This window comes from Flavisphingomonas formosensis, assembly GCF_009755815.1.
GTDB lineage: Bacteria > Pseudomonadota > Alphaproteobacteria > Sphingomonadales > Sphingomonadaceae > Flavisphingomonas > Flavisphingomonas formosensis.
In genome coordinates this window covers 111,367-130,238 of the sequence record NZ_WRPK01000011.1, presented here as the reverse complement: position 1 = coordinate 130,238, position 18,872 = coordinate 111,367, and the positions used below count along the sequence as shown (strand labels likewise).

The window sequence follows — 18,872 nt, the reverse complement described above, 5'->3', positions numbered from 1 at the left end:
CAGGTTCAAGGCCGCGTCTGGCCGGTGCCGCGCACCAGCCATTTATAGGTGGTCAGCCCTTCGAGCGCGACGGGACCGCGCGCATGCATCCGCCCCGTAGAAATGCCGATCTCCGCGCCCAGCCCGAATTCGCCGCCGTCGGCGAACTGGGTCGAGGCGTTGACCATCACGATCGCGGAATCGACCTCGTTCAGGAACTTCTCGGCTGCCGCCGTATCCTCGGTGACGATCGCATCGGTGTGATGCGAGCCGTGCCGCTCGATATGGGCGATGGCGGCATCGATGCCGTCGACGAGCGCGACCGAACAGATCGCGTCGAGATATTCCGTATCCCAGTCCTCGTCTGTCGCGGCCTTGATCCGCCCGTCGATCGCCCGCACCGAATCGGTACCGCGCAATTCGCAGCCGGCATCGATCAAGGCGGAGAGGATCGGCGCGGGATCGCCATAGGCCGAATCGATCAGCAGCGTCTCGGTGGAGCCGCAGATGCCGGTGCGCCGCATCTTGGCGTTGACCGCCAGCGACAGCGCCTTCTCCGGATCGGCGGCGCGATCGATATAAGTGTGGCACAGGCCGTCGAGATGGGCGAGCACGGGCACGCGCGCTTCTTCCTGCACGCGCGCGACGAGCCCTTTGCCGCCGCGTGGCACGATGATGTCGATGAGGCCGGCCGCCTTCAGCATCGCCCCGACGGCAGCGCGGTCGGTGACGGGGATCAGTTGGATGGCATCTTCCGGCAGGGCCGCCTCGCGCAGCCCGTCGAGCAGCGCGGCATGAATGGCGCGGCTCGTCGTGATCGCCTCGGATCCGCCGCGCAGGATCACCGCATTGCCGGCCATGAGACCCAGCGCGCCGGCATCCGCGGTTACGTTGGGCCGGCTTTCATAGATGATGCCCACCACGCCGAGCGGCACGCGCACGCGCTGCAGCACGAGGCCGTTGGGCCGGCGGCTTTCCGAAATCGTCTCGCCGACAGGATCGGGCAGCGCCGCCACAGCCTCCAGCCCCGCGGCGACGCCTTCCAGCCGCTTGGCGTCGAGCTTCAGCCGGTCGAGCAGCGCGGCGGTGAGCCCGTTGGCCTCGCCTTTCGCCATATCCTCGGCATTGGCGGCGAGAATCTCGGCCTGACGCGTGCGAATCGCGCGCGCGGCAGCACGCAGCGCCTCCGCCTTGCGCTTGGTCGGCGTCCGCGCCAGCACCGCAGCAGCGGCCCGCGCGCGGCGGCCCATGTCATCGATGAGGGCGGTGGCGTCGAGGGGACGCTCTTCGAGTATCGCAGTAGCCATGGTCTCGCCCCTAACATAGTTCGCGGGCGATGCGAACGTAGGGCGTGCGGGCACAAAGCACCGGGGCACCCGCCCGGCGGCGTCAATCGCGTGCGAGCGCCTGCATCAACTCGTCACGGATCGCCCGCAATTCGGAACGGACATGCGGGGCAAGGCCAGCCCGCGCAGCCACGACAGGCAGCGGCATGTCGTCGGGGACCGCAATCGCCGTCCTGCCGGTGCGGGCTGAAAGCAGCTTCTGAACGCCCTTGATCGTATAGCCTTCACGATTGAGCAGCCCGTCGATCCGCTTCACCAGATCGACGTCGGCGGGGCGATAATAGCGGCGATTGCCGGCGCGCTGCAAAGGGCGCAACTGCGGGAACTTGGTTTCCCAATAGCGCAATATGTGCTGCGGCAAGCCGAGCTCTTCCGAGAGTTCGCCGATCGTGCGGAACGCGCCTTCGGCTTTCTCCTCCGCCATCCAGGCCTCGGTCAGGCGCTCTTGACGATGCGTTCCCGCATCATCTGGCTGGCACGGAAAGTGAGCACCCGGCGCGGCGCGATCGGCACTTCGACTCCGGTTTTCGGGTTACGGCCGATTCGTTCGCCCTTGTCCCGAAGGATGAAGCTGCCGAAGCCGGAAATCTTCACATTCTCGCCGCGCGACAGGGCTGCACACATGTTTTCGAGTATCTGCTCGACGAGATTGGCTGACTCGGCACGGGACAAGCCGATCTCGCGATGCACAGATTCGGCAAGGTCAGCCCGGGTCAAGGTTCCGGCAACAGCCATTCGAGGTCCCCTCCGCAATCCCGGCAAAAGCATATCGCAGGCTTGCACAACGTGCAAACCCCTGATTCGCGGCGGATTGCCTCAATAGCGAACGGCCGCCGCGCCCCAGGTGAAGCCGCCGCCCATCGCCTCGAGCACGAGCAGGTCGCCGCGCTTGATCCGTCCGTCGCGCACCGCCTCGTCCAGGGCCAGCGGAACGGAGGCGGCGGAGGTGTTGGCATGGCGATCGACGGTGATGATCACCTTCTCCGGAGGAAGGCCGAGCTTGCGCGCGGTGGCGTCGAGAATCCGGCGGTTCGCCTGGTGCGGAACCACCCAGTCCACATCCTCGGCGCTCAGCCCCACAGCCTCCAGCGTCTCGCCCAGCACGGTCGCCAGATTGACCACCGCATGGCGGAAGACCTCGGATCCCTTCATGCGCAGCTTGCCCACCGTGCCGGTGGTCGAAGGGCCGCCATCGACATAGAGGAGCTGATTATGGCGACCGTCGGCATGAAGCTTGACGGAAAGCACGCCGCGCTCCCCCTCCTCCGCCTTCAGCACCACGGCGCCCGCGCCGTCGCCGAAAAGGACGCAGGTCGCCCGGTCTTCCCAGTCGAGGATACGGCTGAACGTCTCCGACCCGATCACCAACGCGACGTCGGCGGTGCCGCCGCGGATCATGCTTTCGGCGACCCCGAGCGCATAGAGAAAGCCGGAGCAGACCGCCTGCACGTCGAAGGCGACGCAATCGGCGATGCCGAGCGCGGTCTGAACCTTCGTGGCGGTGGAAGGAAAAGTCTGATCGGGCGTCGCCGTGGCGAGCACGATGAGCTTCACCTGCTCCGGCGCAATGCCGGCGGCGTCGAGGGCACGGCGCGCCGCTTCTGTGGCAAGCGTGCCGGTCGTCTCGTTCTCGCCTGCTATGTAGCGATAGCGAATGCCCGTCCGTTCGACGATCCATTCGTCGGACGTGTCGACGGTCCGGGCCAGCTCTTCGTTGGAGACGCGGCGGACGGGAAGCGCGGAGCCCGTTCCGGCAATGATGGCACGACGCGTCACTGGGCGGCCACCACCGAGGATTCATGCGTGCGGAAATTGGCCAGATCGTCGGCGATCCGGCGGCTGATGTCATTTTCGAGCATAGAGGCGGCGACACCTATCGCGTTGGCGACACCTTGCGCATCGGCGCCGCCGTGACTCTTCACGACGATGCCATTGAGGCCGAGGAAAACGGCGCCGTTGTGATTATTGGGATCCAGGTGGACGCTCAGCAGCCGGAAAGCGGGGCGCGAGAGCAGGAAGCCGGCCTTGGACCGCAGCGAGCTGGCAAAGGCGCGCCGCAACAGATCGGTGACGAAACGGGCCGTGCCCTCGACCGACTTGAGCGCGATGTTGCCGGAGAAGCCGTCGGAGACGATGACGTCGGTCTCGCCGCGGCCGAGCCGATCGGCTTCGATGAAACCGGTGAACCGGATTGGCAGGAAATGCGCCTCGCGCAGCAGCGCGGCGGCGTCCCGCAGCTCATCGGTGCCCTTGAGTTCCTCCGTGCCGATGTTGAGCAGGCTCACCCGCGGCGTCGAAAGATTCATCACCGTGCGCGCATAGGCCGCGCCCATGATCGCGAACTGGACGAGATTCTGAGTGTCGCACTCGGTGTTCGCACCGAGATCCAGCATCACGACATCATTGTCGCCCAATGTCGGCAGCAGCGCGGCGAGCGCGGGTCGATCGATGCCGGGCATGGTGCGCAGCGATAGCTTCGACATCGCCATGAGCGCGCCGGTATTGCCCGCGGACAGAGCCGCGCCGCACTGCTTCGCCTTCACGTCCGCGATGGCAAGCCCCATCGACGTCGTCTTTGCCCGACGAATCGCCTGGCTCGGCTTGTCCTCGCCCGAGATCTTGTCCGGTGCGTGGACGATCTCAGCGTCGAATCCCTTGTGGCGAGCGAGTTCGGCACGCAGCGCCGTCTCGTCACCGAACAGGCGGAAAGCAAGATCAGGGAAGCGCTTACGCGCCAAAGCGGCGCCGGCCACCATTACGGCCGGACCGCCATCTCCCCCCATCGCGTCTATAGCGATCCGCGGCGTGCTTTCGCCCACGGTATCCGCTCCCCCCTGTGCCTCAGGCTTCGGCGGGGACGATCTCACGACCGTTATAGTGCCCGCAAGCCGAGCAGAGATTATGCGGGCGCTTCAGCTCGCCGCAGTTCGGGCATTCCTGAAACGACTCGACCGACAGCGCGTGATGGCTGCGACGCATGTTCCGCCGCGAGGGCGAGGTTTTTCTCTTGGGGACGGCCATCTCGGCACCTGTTCCAATCAGTTCAAAAAAGAATAAGCGACGAGCTTAGCCGCCTTCGATCCGGGCACGAAGCCAACGGACCCGGCAGCGGGGCTCATCGCGAACGCATGGCCCTATAGCGATTTCAGCGTATGTTGCAAGCATCGCGGGTCAGGATACGAGAGAAGGGGATCATAGATGATGTTACCGATCACGCTCACCATCGCAGGCGCCGCCGCCATATTGAATTTCTGGCTGGCCGTGCGCACGGCGCGGGTCCGCGCCGCAGCGAAGGTGCTGGTCGGCGACGGCGGCAACCCGACCCTGATCGCGCGCATGCGCGCCCATGCCAACTATGTCGAATATACGCCGTTCGTCCTGATTCTCCTGGCGCTGCTCGAACTGGCCCAAGCTTCCAAGACCGGTCTCTGGGTAGCGGGCATCCTCTACATATTGGGCCGCGTGGCGCACCCGTTCGGGCTGGAGCGCGGCGACGCCAACTGGATGCGTGGCGCCGGTATCGGCCTGACCTTCCTCGTGCTGCTGGGGCTCGCCGGCTACGCGCTCTGGCTGCCATATACGGTGCCGGCGACGCAGCCTCAGCCCTGAGGCGGGGCGAGGGAGAGTCCGGCTCGCCAGGGCATCGTCTCGGGTGTGCGTACATTCCAGGCAAGGCCGATTCTCTCGAGCAGCCGGATGAAGGCGAAGCCCCAGTCGCTTTGTCCCGGATACAGACCGATCCGTGCAGAGCCGGGGAAGGCGTGATGGTTGTTATGCCACGCCTCGCCCATCGTCGGAATAGCGGCCCAAGGCACGTCATGCGCCTGAACACCCGCGCCCTCGACCAGCCAGGTCTGCGCTCCGCGGCGATGCGCGAGATGCCCGACCAACCAATGGCCGTGAACGGACGCGGCAACGCGCGCGCAGACGCCCCAGACCACCCAACTCCATCCCCCAAACAGATAGAAGAGCAGTCCCAACGGAATCTGCTGGGCCATCCAAGTTCGATCGAGGAATCGGTAGAAGGGATCGCGCCCGATTCGCCCGAGATCGAAAGACGGCGGATATGCAAGTTGCAGCCGGCAATGAAGCTGCCACCAGGCATCCGACAGCGGAGAACGGCGATGGGCGAGATAGGGATGGCAAGTCGATTGGCGCTGCGCCCAGTCCCTCAGATCATGCGCGCGAATCATCCAGAAAGGTCCACTCATTCCCACGCTGGTGCCGAACCAGACCAGCACGCGTTCCAGCCATAAGGGGCAATCGAAGCTGCCATGGATCAGCCGGCGATGGAAACCGACGGAGTGACCGAGCAGCAGGCCCATCCCTGTCGTCAGGACGAACAGAGTCATCGCGCCGGGCGTCACGAGCAGCGGTCCGGCAACGAGCGACACGGCCGCCATCCCACCGTTCCAAGCAGAGTGCACCGGATCCCATCGCACCGAACCTGATACGGCATCCGCACCAGCAGTTTCAATCAGGGCATTAACCGCATAAGGATCGTCACGCATAGATCACCTTATAGGTAATTAAGTTATTTCTTAATCAAAGGAGACACCCTTTGCAAGAGATGAAGCAACTCCTTAAATACCAATAATGCAGCGCGTTTTTGAAGCCCTCTCTTCCTCGATCCGAAGGCAGATTCTCGCCTATCTTTCCCATGCAGAGCTGACGGCGGGCGAGATCGCGGCACGTTTCTCCATATCGAAGCCCGCCGTCTCCCAGCATCTGAGCGTGCTCGAAAATGCGGGATTGGTGGCCAGCGAAAAACGCGGCCAATATGTCCATTATCGCCTTGTCGAGGACAATCTCGTCAATACGCTGAACGGCTATCTACAGGACGTTTGCCCGGTGTCACGGCCGCTGAAGTCCGAAAGCGCCTCGATTGCCGCCAGTGCCCCCCGCCCGCCCGAGGATCAGCCCCCGGCCAGCACCTGATCGGCGACGAACATGTTGCTCGCGCGCTCGCGCGCGAAGGTCGACATCTCGTTGTGGCCGGGCACGAAGCGCGTGTCTCCGCCCAGCGGCCAGAGCTTCTGCGTGATCGAACGAATCAGCTCGTCATGGTTGCCGCGCGGGAAATCGGTGCGGCCGATTGAGCCACGGAAAAGCACGTCACCGACCAGCGCGAGATGCGAAGGCGCGTGGTAGAAGACGACATGGCCCGGCGTGTGGCCGGGGCAGTGGATCACATCCAGCACCAGCTCGCCCACCGTCACCTGGTCGCCATCTTCCAGCCAGCGGTTGGGCTCGAACGGGCGCCCCTCGATACCGTAATCGCGGCCATGCTCGCCGAGCATCGAGATCCAGAAGCGATCTTCCTCCTGCGGCCCCTCGATCGGCACGCCGAGTTCCTCGGCGAGAATGCCCGTCCCGCCGCAATGGTCGATATGGCCATGGGTGACGAGCAGCTTCTCGATCGTCACGCCCTGGTCCGCCGCCACCTTCCTGAGCTTGGCAAGGTCGCCCCCGGCATCGACGAAGGCGCCCTTCATCGTCTTCGTGCACCACAACAAGGTGCAATTCTGCTGGAGCGGCGTGACGGGAATGATCACCGCCTTGAGCGGAGGAGTCGCGTTTTCGGTCATGGTGCAGAGATGGCGGGCGGCATGGGAAGTTGCAACCGCGCGAATCGGTGGGCATGGGCGCCGTCATGTCCGCACTCGACGTCCAGCGCCCCTTCGTTCTGCTCGACGATGCGCGCGCGCAGGACGGTGGATCCGCGCGTCTCTACCGGGATCCGGTGCGGTGCGTCGTCGCACATGCGCAGGACGAGGTTATCCCGGCCCTCGCCGCGCTGCGCGAGGCGCGAGACGGCGGCCTGCATGCCGCCGGGTGGCTGGATTATGAAGCGGGCCTGGCGTTCGAGCCGCGTCTGACCGCGCTCGCACCGGTGCGGGCATCCGATGCGCCGCCGCTCCTGTGGTTCGGCCTGTTCGACGATGTGACGCTGCTCGACGGGGCGGAGATCGGCCCGCTGCTGCCCGATCCGGCCGGCGCCTGGGCCGGCACGCCCGTACCTGAGATTGAGGAATCCGTCTACGGCACGGCCTTCGCCCGCGTGCATGAGTGGATCGCCGCCGGCGACATCTATCAGGCCAATCTCAGCTTCCGCGCATCGGTGCCCTTCGCCGGCGACCCGCTGGCGCTCTATGCCCGGTTGCGCGGAACCAGCCGCGCGGGATGGGGAGGCATCGTCCACACGGGCGCGCATTGGCTGCTCTCTTCTTCGCCCGAGCTGTTCTTCACCCTCGATGCGGGTCGCCTGAGCGCGCGGCCGATGAAAGGCACGGTGCGCCGCGATCCGGATCCGGAAGCCGATCGTGCCGCGGCGACCGCACTCGTCGCCGACGCGAAGCAGCGCGCCGAAAATCTGATGATCGTCGATCTGCTGCGCAACGATCTGGCCCGCGTGGCCAAGCCGGGCAGCGTCGCCGTGCCGGCGCTGTTCACGCTCGAAACCTATCCGACGCTCCACACGCTCACCTCCACCGTCACGGCACAGCTGGCGCCCGGCCGGGATGCGATCGACGTAGTCGAGGCGATCTTTCCCTGTGGGTCGATTACCGGCGCTCCGAAAATCCGCGCGATGGAGATCATTGCGGAAATCGAGGTTTCACCCCGCGGTCCGTACACGGGATCGATCGGATGGCTTGATCCGGAGGGAAATGCCGCGTTCAATGTGGCGATCCGCACGCTCGTTGCGGAGAAGGGGGCAAGCCATGCCGTGCTGGGCCTGGGATCGGGGATCGTCGCCGATTCCGAAAGCCCGGCCGAATGGCGCGAATGCCTCGCCAAGGGAGCCTATGTGACCGAAGGCCAGCATCCGTTCGACCTCATCGAGACCATGCGGTTCGATCCTGCCGAGGGCATCGCAGACCTCGAACGCCATCTCGCGCGGATGAAGCAGTCCGCCGCGCGGTTCGGCTTCCTCTTCGATCGCCACGCCGCCCGCAACGAATTGCAGGCAGCCACCTTTCCCCTGCCCGGTCCCCGCCGCGTGCGCCTTCGCCTCTCGCCCAGCGGCACGATCGCGATCGAGGTGCGGCCATTGCCCGCAGCGCCCGAAGGGCCGGTCACCGTGGCGCTGCAGCCGCTGCCGGTGCCGCCGCGCGACTTCCGCCTCGCGCACAAGACTAGCGATCGCGCCTTCTATGACGAAGCACGGCGCAGAGCCGGCGCGTGGGAGGTGATCTTCTGCGACGAGGAGGGTTTCCTCACCGAAGGCAGCTTCACCAACCTGTTCGTCGAGCGGGACGGCAGGCTGGTCACGCCGCCTCTCGCGCGCGGGCTCCTCCCCGGCATATTGCGCGACCGGCTGATCGCCGAGGGCGGCGCGGTCGAGGGCGATCTCAAAGCCGAGGATCTGACCGGCGGCTTCCTGATCGGCAACGCGCTACGCGGATTGGTGCCCGCCGCGCTGACGTGAGTTTCTGAAAAGTCGGCTCGGCGCCGCAATCTTGGACGGGCTGCGAGTGCGGGAGCGGTTGCCCCGTGCGCCGCGCCCGGTCTATAGGCGCGCGCGCAATCGTCATCCCAGGAAAGCGATCCCCATGAGCCTCACGTCCGCCGCGCTCGGCCGCATCAAGCCGTCCGCCACCCTCGCCATGACGAGCCGCGTGCTCGAGATGAAGGCGAAGGGCATCGACGTGATCGGCCTTTCCGCCGGCGAGCCCGATTTCGACACCCCCGATTTCGTCAAGGCCGCAGCGATCGAGGCGATCGCCCAGGGCAAGACAAAATATACCAATGTCGACGGTACGGCCGAACTCAAGGCGGCGATCGCCGCGAAGTTCAAGCGCGACAACGGGCTGGATTATACCGCCCAGCAGATCAGCGTGAACGTCGGCGGCAAGCACACTTTGTTCAACGCGCTGGTCGCCACGGTCGATCCGGGCGACGAGGTGATCATTCCGGCCCCCTATTGGGTGAGCTATCCCGATATCGTGAACTTCGCCGGCGGCACGCCCGTGTTCATCGCGGCCGGCGCGGATCAGAATTATAAGCTGAAGCCCGAGCAGCTCGACGCGGCGATCACGCCCGCGACCAAGTGGCTGATCCTCAATTCGCCCTCCAACCCCTCGGGCGCCGCCTATACGCGCGCCGAGCTGGAGGCGATCGCCGAAGTGCTGCGCCGCCATCCGCACGTGTGGGTGATGGCCGACGATATGTACGAGCATATCGTCTATGACGGCTTCGAATTCGCCACCATCGCCCAGGTCGCGCCCGACCTCTACGAGCGGACGCTGACCGTCAACGGCTGCTCCAAGGCCTATTCGATGACCGGCTGGCGCATCGGCTTCGCCGGCGGCCCGGCACCGCTGATCAAGGCGATGGCGAAGCTGCAGTCGCAATCCACCAGCAACCCCTGCTCGATCGCGCAGGCCGCGGCGACCGCGGCGCTCAACGGCCCGCAGGATTTCCTCATCGCGCGCAACGAGGCGTTCATGGGCCGGCGCGATCTCGTCGTATCGATGCTGAACCAGATCAACGGCGTCGTGTGCCCGCGTCCCGAGGGCGCCTTCTACGTCTATCCCGACGTTTCCGGCCTGATCGGCAAGACCACGCCCGGCGGTGTGAAGATCGAGAATGACGAGATGCTGATCGATTATTTCCTGGACGATGCGCATGTCGCCGCCGTCCATGGCGGGGCGTTCGGGCTCGAACCGGCGTTCCGCGTCAGCTATGCCACCTCCGAGGCGATCCTCACCGAGGCTTGCACCCGCATCCAGACGGCCTGCGCCGCGCTGCGTTGAAACCATTCCGGCCGGTCTGCCGCATCTATCGGCAGACTAGGCTGGAGTGACGACCATGACATTCGACCGCCGCACGCTTCTGGGAAGTTGCGGCATGCTTGCCGTATCGGCGCTGGTGGGCGGCACCGCCGCCGGTGCCGGCCCGGGCCGGTTCGAAGTGACGCTGTCCGACGCCGAATGGCGCAAGCGGCTGACCCCGGCGCAATATGCGGTGCTGCGCCAAGCCGCCACCGAGCGGCCGGGATCGAGCCCGCTGCTCAACGAGCATCGCAAGGGCACCTTCACCTGCGCGGGCTGCGCGCTGCCGCTCTATTCCTCAGCGACGAAGTTCGACAGCGGCACCGGCTGGCCGAGCTTTTGGCAACCGCTGCCCAATGCTGTCCGCACCTCCACCGATACGAAACTCGGCTATGAACGGACCGAGGTGCATTGCCGGCGCTGCGGCGGCCATCTCGGCCATGTGTTCGACGATGGTCCCCCCCCCACCGGCAAGCGCTACTGCATGGACGGGGTGGCGCTCCAGTTCGCGCCCGCGAAGGGAGGCAAGGCATGATGCGCATTTTCCTGACCGGCTTCGCCGCTACTGCGATCGCGCTCGGCGCCATCGGCATCCTGCCGTCCGACCCTGCGGCGATCGCGGCCGAGGGCACCGTCCAGGCGCCCGCACCGGCCTATGACCCGCCCGATGGCGCCACCAGCCGGACCGCGGTGCTCGCCGGCGGCTGTTTTTGGGGGGTGCAGGGCGTTTTCAGCCATGTGAAGGGCGTGACCGCCGCCGTCTCGGGCTATTCGGGCGGCGCCCGCGCCACCGCCGCCTATGAGACGGTGAGCGGAGGCGACACCGGCCATGCTGAATCGGTGCAGATCACCTACGATCCCAGGATTGTGAGCTATGGCTCGCTGCTGCGCATCTATTTCTCGGTGGTGGCCGATCCGACGCAGCTCAACCGCCAGGGCCCGGACCAGGGCACCCAATATCGCGGCGCCCTGTTCCCGACGACGCCCGAGCAGACGCAGGTAGCGCGCGCCTATCTCTCCCAGCTCGACAAGGCCGGGCTCTGGTCTGCACCGATCGTGACGCGGATCGAGCCGTTCAAGGGATTCTATCCGGCAGAAACCTATCACCAGGACTTTCTCGCCCGCCATCCGCGCTACCCCTATATCCTGGTCAATGATCTGCCGAAGGTGGCGGCGCTCAAGCGGCTCTATCCGCAGAGTTGGCGCGAGCAGCCGGTACTGGTGAACGCCAGGGGATGAGGCCTTTTTTTCGTCATCCCAGCGTAAGCTGGGATCGCTCGCAGCAGTCGACCGATTGCGGGTTGATGCCAGCTTTCGCTGGCATGACCGGGTGGGTAGTCCGTCCCCTCAGGCAGCCAAAGGAAAGCTGAGCAGCCGGTCGGCCACGGGCACCAGCGCCCGGGCCGGTCCGCCCACCGCGCGGCCGATCGCCGGATCGCCGGCGTCGAGCCCACCGGTGAGCGCACCGAAGGCCGGCAGGATGAGCTTGGTCTCTCCCGCCACGAAACAGCGCCTCGCCACGTTGCGCCCCCGCATCTGAAGACGAAGGCGGGGATGGAAGTGACCGGACAATTCCGGACGGCCATCGCCGGGATGGGCCTCGTGCCGCAGCACCAGCCCGTCCACCACCGCCTCGGCCAGCACGCGGCCGCCGATATCGGCGGCGAGGCCGGCATCGTGGTTGCCGGTGATCCAGCTCCAATCGATCGAGCTGGTAAGCATGTCCAGCGCCGCGCGGGCTCGATCGCTCAGCCGCTCGCCGCCCGCGCGATCGTGGAAGCTGTCGCCCAGACACCAGACCTCCCGCGCGCCCGTCTCCTCGACGAGCGCGGTCAGATCGGCAAGCGTCGCGATCGAATCATAGGGCGGCAGCATCTGCCCCCGGCAGGCATACCAGCTCGCCTTTTCGAGATGCAGGTCGGCCACCAACAAAGCCCGCCGCGCCGGCCAGAACAGTGCCCCCTGGCGCAGGGCGAGAAAATCGACACCGGAGAACGAAAGGCGAACCATAAGCTTGCTATAAGGCGGCGCGGAGGGCGGCGGCAAGAGTGGCAGCCAAAATCCATCCACCGACCGGCTTCAGATCAATCCAGACCAAAGCCGGGTGGATCGGTGAAAGACCGACACGCCGCTAATCCTCGCGCATCGCCTCGGCAGCAAGCAGTTCCGCTTCCTCGAGCAGCGCATCGTCGGCCAGCCCCTGTGCCACCGTCTCGCGCCCGATCAATACCAGCACGGGCACCGCCATCGGCGATATGCGGGGAAGATCGACATGCACCATGCGGTCCGCCGCCGTATCGAGCAGATGGGCAAGGCGGCCGACGTCGGTCATCCGCGCCCGCGCGTCCGCCCAGGCGGCGCGCAGCAGCAGATGGTCCGGCTCGTAACGGCGCAGCACATCGTAGATGAGGTCGGTCGAGAAGGTGACCTGCCTTCCGCTTTTCTTCTTGCCCGGTTGCTGCCGCTCGACCAGTCCGCCGATCACCGCCACTTCGCGAAAGGCGCGCTTGAGCAGCGCCGAGCCCTGCACCCATTCGACGAACTCGTCCTCCAATATGTCGGGAGAGAAGAGCGCGGCTGGGTTCGTCACCGGCTTCAGCGAATAGGTGCCGAGCGCATAGTCGTTGGCGACGAAGCCGAGCGGCATCAGCCCCGCCGTCTCCATACGCCGTGTGATCAGCATGCCGAGCGACTGATGAGCGTTCCAGCCTTCGAAGCTGTAGGCGACCATGTAATGCCGCCCCTCGCGCGGAAAGGTTTCGACCAGAAGTTGGCCAGGGCTCGGCAACACAGAGCGGCGATCCTGCACCTCCAGCCACTCGCGCACGTCCGCAGGAAAACGCGGCCACTGATCATGATCATGGAGCAGCCGCCGCACCCGATCCGCCAAATTCGTCGAGATCGGCAGGCGCGCGCCCATATAGCTCGGGATGCGGGCCGACTTGCTGGTCGCGCGCACCACCAAGTCGGTGGCGTCGACCCGCTCGACCTCCAACGCCATGCCGGCGAAGAAGAAGGTGTCGCCCGGCGTCAGCGCGGCGGCGAACAGTTCCTCCACCTTGCCGAGCGAGCGCCCGTTGCGGAAGCGCACCTCGACCATCGGCGCCTCCACGATGATGCCGGCATTCAGGCGATGCTGCTGCGCGAACTGGGGATGGGTGACGCGCCACAGCCCGTCCGCGCCCAGGGTCAGGCGGCGAAAGCGGTCATAGGCCTTCAGTGCGTAGCCGCCCGATTCGATATAGTGCAGCACGCGATCGAAGGTCTCTCGATCGAGCCCGGAATAGGGTGCGGCGCCGGTGACTTCCTCATAGAGCTGATTCGCCGCGAAGGGCTCGGCGCAGGCGCAGGCCATGATGTGCTGGGCGAGCACGTCCAGCGTACCGGGACGGAAGACGTCCGGATCCAGCTCGCCCTCATCCACCGCGTCCAGCGCCGCGCGCGCCTCCAGATATTCGAAGCGGTTGCCGGGCACGAGCACGGCCTCCGATGGTTCGTCGAGCCGATGGTTGCTGCGCCCGATGCGCTGAAGAAGGCGGGACGAGCCCTTGGGCGCGCCCATCTGGATGACGAGGTCGACATCGCCCCAGTCGACCCCGAGATCAAGGCTGGCAGTGGCGACCAGCCCGCGCAGCAGGCCGGCCGCCATCGCGCCTTCGACCTTGCGCCGCGCCTCGCGGCTCAACGATCCGTGATGGATGCCGATCGGCAGGCTCTGCAGATTCACCTTCCACAGATCCTGGAAGATCAGTTCGGCCAGCGCACGCGTGTTGCAGAAGACGATGGTGGTGCGATGCGTCTCAATCTCGGCCATCACCTGCTCGGCGGCATAACGCCCCGAGTGGCCCGACCAAGGAACCCGATCCTCGGGCAGCAGAATCGAGATGCGCGCCGGCACGCCAGGATCGCCCCGTACGAGGTCCACCGCGTCGATATCGCCGTCCGGCGCAAGCCAGGCACGATAGGCGTCGGGATCGGCAACGGTCGCTGACAGCGCCACACGCCGCATCCCGGGCGCCAGCCGCTGCAGCCGGGAGAGACAGAGCGCGAGCAAATCGCCGCGTTTCTGGTTGGCAAATGCGTGCACCTCGTCGATCACCACCGTCCGGAGCGTGGCGAACAGTCCCGCGGCATCGGGATAGGAAAGCAGCAGGCTCAGCGATTCCGGCGTGGTGAGCAGCATCTCGGGCGGTCTCGCGCGCTGCCGCGCCTTGCGGTCCGAAGGGGTGTCGCCGGTGCGCGTCTCCACCCGAACGGGCAGCCCCATCTCCTCGATCGGATCGAGCAGGTTGCGCCGCACATCCACCGCCAGCGCCTTGAGCGGCGAGACGTAAAGGGTGTGGAGCCGGTCCATCGGCCGCTCTGCGAGATCGACGATGCTGGGCAGGAAGCCGGCCAACGTCTTGCCAGCACCGGTCGGCGCGACCAGCAGGGCATGCCGCCCCGCCCGCGCCGCGGCTAGCATGGCCTGCTGGTGCCGGCGCACCGACCAGCCCCTGGCTGCGAACCAGCCCGCCACGGCCGGCGGAAGATCAGGCTCGGAAGAGTCGGCGCTCATGCCCCCTTAAAGCATGGAATAAGAGGAATTTCCCGCTTTTGCGCACGCGCTCAGGAATTCGCGCGTCCGTCCGGCCTCGTCAGAACAGCGTGCGCAGCGTGACGCCGAAGGTCCGGGGATCAGCGAGGAATGCGTTGAACACGCCGGTGGAGACCATGCCGGTCGCCCGGGTGGCGCGGATCGACCCTTGACCCTGCAGCGGCGAATCGAAAGCAACCTGCAGATAGTTAGCATCGAACAGATTCTGCGCCCATAGCTCCAGCGCCCAGCGATCGGCCCTGCCGTGCACACCGAGGCGCGCATTCACCGTAGCGACTCCGCCCTGTACCTTTTCGAGATCGAGGTCGGATCCCGAATTCATTCGGCCCTGATAGCGGATATCGGCATAGAGGAGCCCGGACAGCCCGCCCCGGCCGAGCGCCGGCGTCCAGCCGGCGCCTCCGGTTGCCGTCCAGGCCGGCGCGCTGGAGAGACGCCGGCCCGGAAGCTGGAAGAGCGCCGGCGACAGAGGGCGCCCGTCAGCATCGACCAGATTGCGGCGATAGCGCGCGTCCGCATAAGTGAGTCCGAAATTCACGGTCACGAGGCGCGTCGGGCGCAGCAAGGCCTCCACCTCCATCCCCTGCGATCGGACGCCGCTGCGCCTCTTGCCCGAGGGGCAGGCGCTGCCCGGCGCCAGTGCGGCGGAGCAGCTCTGGATGTTCACCACGTCGAAGCTCAGTCCGTTGAACGCGTTGAGCTGAAAATTGCGGAACAGCTCACGAAACAGCGCGACGTTAAGATCGATGCCGGGCCGGCTATATTTGAGACCCGCCTCATAGGCCTGCACCTTCTCGGGCGCGAAGGCGAGATCGACGAGCGTCGCCGTCGGCGCGACCGGCCCCGCGCCACCGGCAAGGCGCGGCAAATTGCTGCGATCGAGATCAAATCCTCCCGCTTTGTAGCCGCGCGCATAGCTGAGATAGACCATCAGCCGCGACGTCGGCCGATAGCTTAGCACGGCATTGCCCGACCATTGGGTTTCTCGTCTGTGCGTGCGGCCGGAAAGGCTCCCGCCCGGCACCGAGGGCAGGGCGCCGCATGCCGGCAGCGCGAAACCGCTGAACGGCGAGCCGGCGATCGCGCGGCACAGCTCATTGTCATCCGTGAGAGTGGCGTCCAGCGTCTTGCGTTCATGCGTGTAGCGCGCGCCCAGGGTCAGGCTCAGCCGGTCGGTCAGGGCGATGACGTCGTGGGTGAAGACTGCGAAGCTGTCGCTCCGCTGGGAATAGCGATCCTCTTCGCGCCTGCCCGCAAAGCCGCTGCCGGGCAGGCCGAGCGCCGCGGCGATCGCACCATAGCCGCCCGCAGGCACGCCCGGCGCAAGCCCTGCGAGCAGGGCCACCGTCTGGCGAAGCTGGGGCGGCAGGGCCGGATTGCCAGCCAGGGCGCCCGCGGTCTCGGTGCTGATGCAGCCCGTGCCACCCGGCGAAACGAGGCCCGGCACGCCGATCTGGCCGGCCAGACCGGATGCGATCAGACAATCGGCGAAGCGCTGATAATCGGCGCCATAGCCGAGATTGTCGCGGAGCCCGAGCCGCTCATGCGCGTAATAGCCGCCGAGCAGGAAATCGAGGTGCCCGTGCAGCGCCTTGCCCTGCAGCCGCATCTCCTGGGTGAAGGTCCGAAAACGCTGGCTGTTGCCGCCATCATCGTCGCGGCGGATGAGATCGAGATCGTTGAAGTCCGCATCCTGGCCGCGGCGGTAGCGCCAATCGCGATAGGCGGTGATGGCGGTCAGCGTCGCGGCGCCGAAGCGATAGCCGATCTCGCCCGATAGTCCCCAATCGCGCGTGCGGGAAGGATAGCCGAGCCCCGGTGTGAGCGCTGTCTTCCTGGCAAAGGGATCGTCGTCGTCGATATGCGCGCCCAGTGCGCGCTCGATGCCGAGGATCGTGGACGGCGCGAAGCTGATCCCGCCGCCGGGCGACGGCCTGACGTCCCGCGCCGGCAGATAGACGGCCGCGCAGCATTCCTCGTTGCGGCGCGCATAATCGCCGATGATGCGGATCGAGAGTGCGTCGTCCGGCTGGAAGAGCAATTGCCCGCGCGCCAGCCAACGGTTGCGGCCGTTGACGTCGCGGCCCGAGACGGTGTCGCGGATGAAGCCGTCCCGCCTCGTCCACACGCCATCGATACGATAGGCCAGCCGGTCGGTGACCGGCCCGGTAAGGCCAATCTGGCCGCGATACTGATGATGATTACCATAGCCGAACTCGGCCATGCCGCCCGTCGTGGACTGCGGTTTGGCGGTGATCACGTGAATCAGACCCGCCGACGCGTTGCGCCCGAACAGCGTCCCCTGCGGCCCGCGCAGCACCTCGATCCGGTCGATGGCGCCCAGTTCGGAAAGCCCCATTCCGGTTCGGGACCGATAGACCCCATCGATGAACAGCGCGACGGAGCTTTCGAGGCCCGGATTATCGCCTACCGTACCGATGCCGCGGATGCGCGCCTGCGCGGCGGCCGCTTCCGACTGGGTGGAGGAAACCAGCAGCGACGGCGAAAGCTGGATGAGCTGCCGCAGATCGACGACGCCCGATCGGGCGAGCGTCTCGCCCCCCACGACGGATATGGCAAGCGGCACGGAGGCGAGCGTCTCGCTTCGCCGCGTGGCCGTCACGATGATATCACCGGGATCGGATGGCCGCCCATCCACGTCCGCGCCCGCTTGCGCGACTGCCTGCGCGCTCCCCAGCGCCCAGACCGCCGGCAACAGCCAGCCCAATTTCATTATGCCCCCAACGCCCCTTCTTTGACGCCAATGCTAGGCTAATCGCAGGGGTGACGCCACTATCGGCGGAGCAGAAACGCCGACGATCGGCGTCGAAACGGCACGATCCAAAGCATTTTCTCTCGCATGTGCAGCAACATCGTCGAAACCTGCCGCCACACGGCCAGCCGTTTCGCTTGGCTGCAAAAGACAGTCTGGGACTGTGATTTATGGCATTGCCGGAATGGATGGAGTATGGCTATCGCCGGCCTCTCTTCCACAGAGTCCTTGGGGGAATTATGCGTCTTCGTAAATTCGCCGCCGTGCCCATGATAGCGGCGCTCCTCGTCAATTCGGCCACGGCCTTCGCCTTTGACAAGTCGTCCGGGCGCAAGGCGCAGGACAAGGGCGAGGCAGAGATTCCGATCTGCACCAAGCGACTCGGCACCGTCGCCATCGTCGAACCCGACACCAACTGGTGGCAGCCGCTCGGCCTCGGGTCGCCGGAAGCGGTGATCAAGGTGTTCGTGATGAAGTCCGGCTGCTTCGGCCTCGTCGATCGCAACAAGGGTCTCGCCAGCCGCAATATCGAACGCGCCCTCGCCGATTCGGGTGAGCTGCAGGCCGGATCGAACATCGGCAAGCGCCAGGTGAAGGCAGCGGACTATTTCATCGTTCCGGATATCGTCAGCAAGAACAGCAATTCGGGCGGCAGCAACATCGCCGGCGCGCTGGGCGGTTTCCTGGGCGGCAGCACGTTCGGCGGCATTCTCGGCGGCCTTCGGGTCAGCAAGAAGGAAGCGAACGTCACCCTCACCCTCGTCAATGCCCGCACCACCGAGCAGGAGCGGCTGACCGAGGGCTATGCCCGCAAGTCCGACGTCAGCTTCGGCGGCGGCGGCGGCGCCGGCTGGTGGGGCGGCTTCGCCGCGGCCGGCGGTGGCGGCTATCAGAACACCGATATCGGCCAGGTGCTCGTGCTGGCCTATCTCGATGCCTATAAGCAGCTCGTGACCCAGCTCGGCGGCCTGCCACTGGATCCGAGCGCCGCCGCGCCGCAGGCGCGCTGAGCCGTGGGCGTCCTCGGGATCGGCGGCCTCTTCTTTCGGGCCGCCGATCCCGACGCGCTCTCGGAATGGTATCGCCGCCATCTCGGCATCGGTGCCGGCCTCAGCGCCGAAGGTGCGGGCGAGCCGGAGTCCTGGACGTGGACAGCCCATGGCGGCCCAGTCGCATTCGCTCCGTTCAAGGCGACGACGGATTATTTCCCTGCCGACAAGCAGTGGATGCTGAATCTGCGCGTGGCTGGCCTCGACGCGCTTCTCGGCAGCTTGCGTGCAGCCGGCATCGCTATCGTCACCGATCCATCCTGGGACTCGCCGGAGGCGGGCCGCTTCGCGCGCATCCACGATCCCGAGGGCAATGCGATCGAATTGTGGGAGCCGCCCGGCGCCTGATGCGTC

Annotated in this window: 19 protein-coding genes; 8 read left to right on the top strand and 11 right to left on the bottom strand. The window is 66.2% G+C overall.

The features are described 5' to 3' along the window. Positions 1-5 precede the first annotated feature (5 nt). From GQY20_RS25680 to rpmF, 6 genes are all read right to left on the bottom strand, one after another. Entirely contained in the window at positions 6-1,286 is a 1,281-nt protein-coding gene (locus GQY20_RS25680) for a glutamate-5-semialdehyde dehydrogenase (RefSeq protein WP_157220017.1), read from the bottom strand. Positions 1,287-1,368: 82 nt separating this feature from the next. Continuing rightward, the gene (locus GQY20_RS25675) at positions 1,369-1,749 is read right to left on the bottom strand and encodes a MerR family transcriptional regulator (protein WP_157220016.1); all 381 of its coding nucleotides are present in this window, start codon (positions 1,747-1,749) and stop codon (positions 1,369-1,371) included. Between the two features lie 11 nt (positions 1,750-1,760). Beyond that, positions 1,761-2,060: an integration host factor subunit alpha gene (locus GQY20_RS25670; RefSeq protein WP_157220015.1), complete on the bottom strand. Its 300-nt coding sequence runs from the start codon at positions 2,058-2,060 to the stop codon at positions 1,761-1,763. A gap of 81 nt (positions 2,061-2,141) precedes the next feature. Then, positions 2,142-3,101 carry a beta-ketoacyl-ACP synthase III gene (locus GQY20_RS25665; RefSeq protein WP_157220014.1) on the bottom strand — a complete coding sequence of 320 codons (960 nt, stop codon included), beginning with the start codon at positions 3,099-3,101 and terminating at the stop codon, positions 2,142-2,144. Further along, positions 3,098-4,144: a phosphate acyltransferase PlsX gene (plsX, locus tag GQY20_RS25660; RefSeq protein WP_269769781.1), complete on the bottom strand. Its 1,047-nt coding sequence runs from the start codon at positions 4,142-4,144 to the stop codon at positions 3,098-3,100. Before plsX ends, GQY20_RS25665 begins: the two co-directional genes overlap by 4 nt. Before the next feature lie 22 nt (positions 4,145-4,166). Continuing rightward, positions 4,167-4,346 carry a 50S ribosomal protein L32 gene (rpmF, locus tag GQY20_RS25655; protein WP_157220013.1) on the bottom strand — a complete coding sequence of 60 codons (180 nt, stop codon included), beginning with the start codon at positions 4,344-4,346 and terminating at the stop codon, positions 4,167-4,169. A 177-nt stretch (positions 4,347-4,523) separates the two neighbouring features. On the opposite strand from rpmF, the gene GQY20_RS25650 reads away from it, so the two are divergent. Further along, positions 4,524-4,934, top strand: a complete 411-nt coding sequence (locus tag GQY20_RS25650) for an MAPEG family protein (protein ID WP_157220012.1) — start codon at positions 4,524-4,526, stop codon at positions 4,932-4,934. Here GQY20_RS25650 and GQY20_RS25645 read toward each other — a convergent pair. Next, on the bottom strand, positions 4,925-5,728 hold the full coding sequence (locus tag GQY20_RS25645) for an acyl-CoA desaturase (protein ID WP_232476252.1): 804 nt from the start codon (positions 5,726-5,728) through the stop codon (positions 4,925-4,927). The genes GQY20_RS25650 and GQY20_RS25645 overlap by 10 nt on opposite strands. Positions 5,729-5,921: 193 nt before the next feature. On the opposite strand from GQY20_RS25645, the gene GQY20_RS25640 reads away from it, so the two are divergent. Beyond that, positions 5,922-6,263, top strand: coding sequence for a metalloregulator ArsR/SmtB family transcription factor (locus tag GQY20_RS25640; protein ID WP_157220010.1), 342 nt, complete (start codon positions 5,922-5,924; stop codon positions 6,261-6,263). Here GQY20_RS25640 and GQY20_RS25635 read toward each other — a convergent pair. After that, positions 6,242-6,913, bottom strand: coding sequence for an MBL fold metallo-hydrolase (locus GQY20_RS25635; protein ID WP_157220009.1), 672 nt, complete (start codon positions 6,911-6,913; stop codon positions 6,242-6,244). The two genes, GQY20_RS25640 and GQY20_RS25635, sit on opposite strands and share 22 nt — an antisense overlap. 65 nt (positions 6,914-6,978) lie before the next feature. Between GQY20_RS25635 and pabB the strand changes: the two genes are divergently transcribed. The 4 genes from pabB to msrA all read left to right on the top strand — a co-directional run bounded on the left by pabB (position 6,979) and on the right by msrA (position 11,338). Then, positions 6,979-8,754: an aminodeoxychorismate synthase component I gene (pabB, locus tag GQY20_RS25630; RefSeq protein ID WP_157220008.1), complete on the top strand. Its 1,776-nt coding sequence runs from the start codon at positions 6,979-6,981 to the stop codon at positions 8,752-8,754. 124 nt (positions 8,755-8,878) lie between these two features. Continuing rightward, positions 8,879-10,081, top strand: a complete 1,203-nt coding sequence (locus tag GQY20_RS25625) for a pyridoxal phosphate-dependent aminotransferase (RefSeq protein WP_157220007.1) — start codon at positions 8,879-8,881, stop codon at positions 10,079-10,081. A gap of 55 nt (positions 10,082-10,136) precedes the next feature. Continuing rightward, the gene (gene msrB, locus GQY20_RS25620) at positions 10,137-10,634 is read left to right on the top strand and encodes a peptide-methionine (R)-S-oxide reductase MsrB (RefSeq protein WP_157220006.1); all 498 of its coding nucleotides are present in this window, start codon (positions 10,137-10,139) and stop codon (positions 10,632-10,634) included. Then, positions 10,631-11,338 carry a peptide-methionine (S)-S-oxide reductase MsrA gene (gene msrA / locus GQY20_RS25615; protein WP_232476251.1) on the top strand — a complete coding sequence of 236 codons (708 nt, stop codon included), beginning with the start codon at positions 10,631-10,633 and terminating at the stop codon, positions 11,336-11,338. The genes msrB and msrA overlap by 4 nt, the downstream gene beginning before the upstream one ends. A gap of 108 nt (positions 11,339-11,446) precedes the next feature. Here the strand turns inward: msrA and pdeM are convergent, their stop codons facing one another. The 3 genes from pdeM to GQY20_RS25600 form a co-directional block, all read right to left on the bottom strand. Further along, the gene (pdeM, locus tag GQY20_RS25610; RefSeq protein ID WP_157220005.1) at positions 11,447-12,109 is read right to left on the bottom strand and encodes a ligase-associated DNA damage response endonuclease PdeM; all 663 of its coding nucleotides are present in this window, start codon (positions 12,107-12,109) and stop codon (positions 11,447-11,449) included. A gap of 121 nt (positions 12,110-12,230) precedes the next feature. Then, positions 12,231-14,657: a ligase-associated DNA damage response DEXH box helicase gene (locus GQY20_RS25605; protein ID WP_157220004.1), complete on the bottom strand. Its 2,427-nt coding sequence runs from the start codon at positions 14,655-14,657 to the stop codon at positions 12,231-12,233. Positions 14,658-14,736: 79 nt separating this feature from the next. Continuing rightward, positions 14,737-17,430, bottom strand: coding sequence for a TonB-dependent receptor (locus tag GQY20_RS25600; protein ID WP_157220003.1), 2,694 nt, complete (start codon positions 17,428-17,430; stop codon positions 14,737-14,739). Positions 17,431-17,708: 278 nt separating this feature from the next. Between GQY20_RS25600 and GQY20_RS25595 the strand changes: the two genes are divergently transcribed. Together GQY20_RS25595 and GQY20_RS25590 are read left to right on the top strand one after the other, a co-directional pair. Then, a complete protein-coding gene (locus tag GQY20_RS25595; RefSeq protein WP_198351206.1) occupies positions 17,709-18,479 on the top strand; it encodes a CsgG/HfaB family protein in 771 nt (256 codons plus the stop codon). A gap of 3 nt (positions 18,480-18,482) precedes the next feature. Further along, the gene (locus GQY20_RS25590) at positions 18,483-18,866 is read left to right on the top strand and encodes a VOC family protein (protein ID WP_157220002.1); all 384 of its coding nucleotides are present in this window, start codon (positions 18,483-18,485) and stop codon (positions 18,864-18,866) included. Positions 18,867-18,872 lie beyond the last annotated feature (6 nt).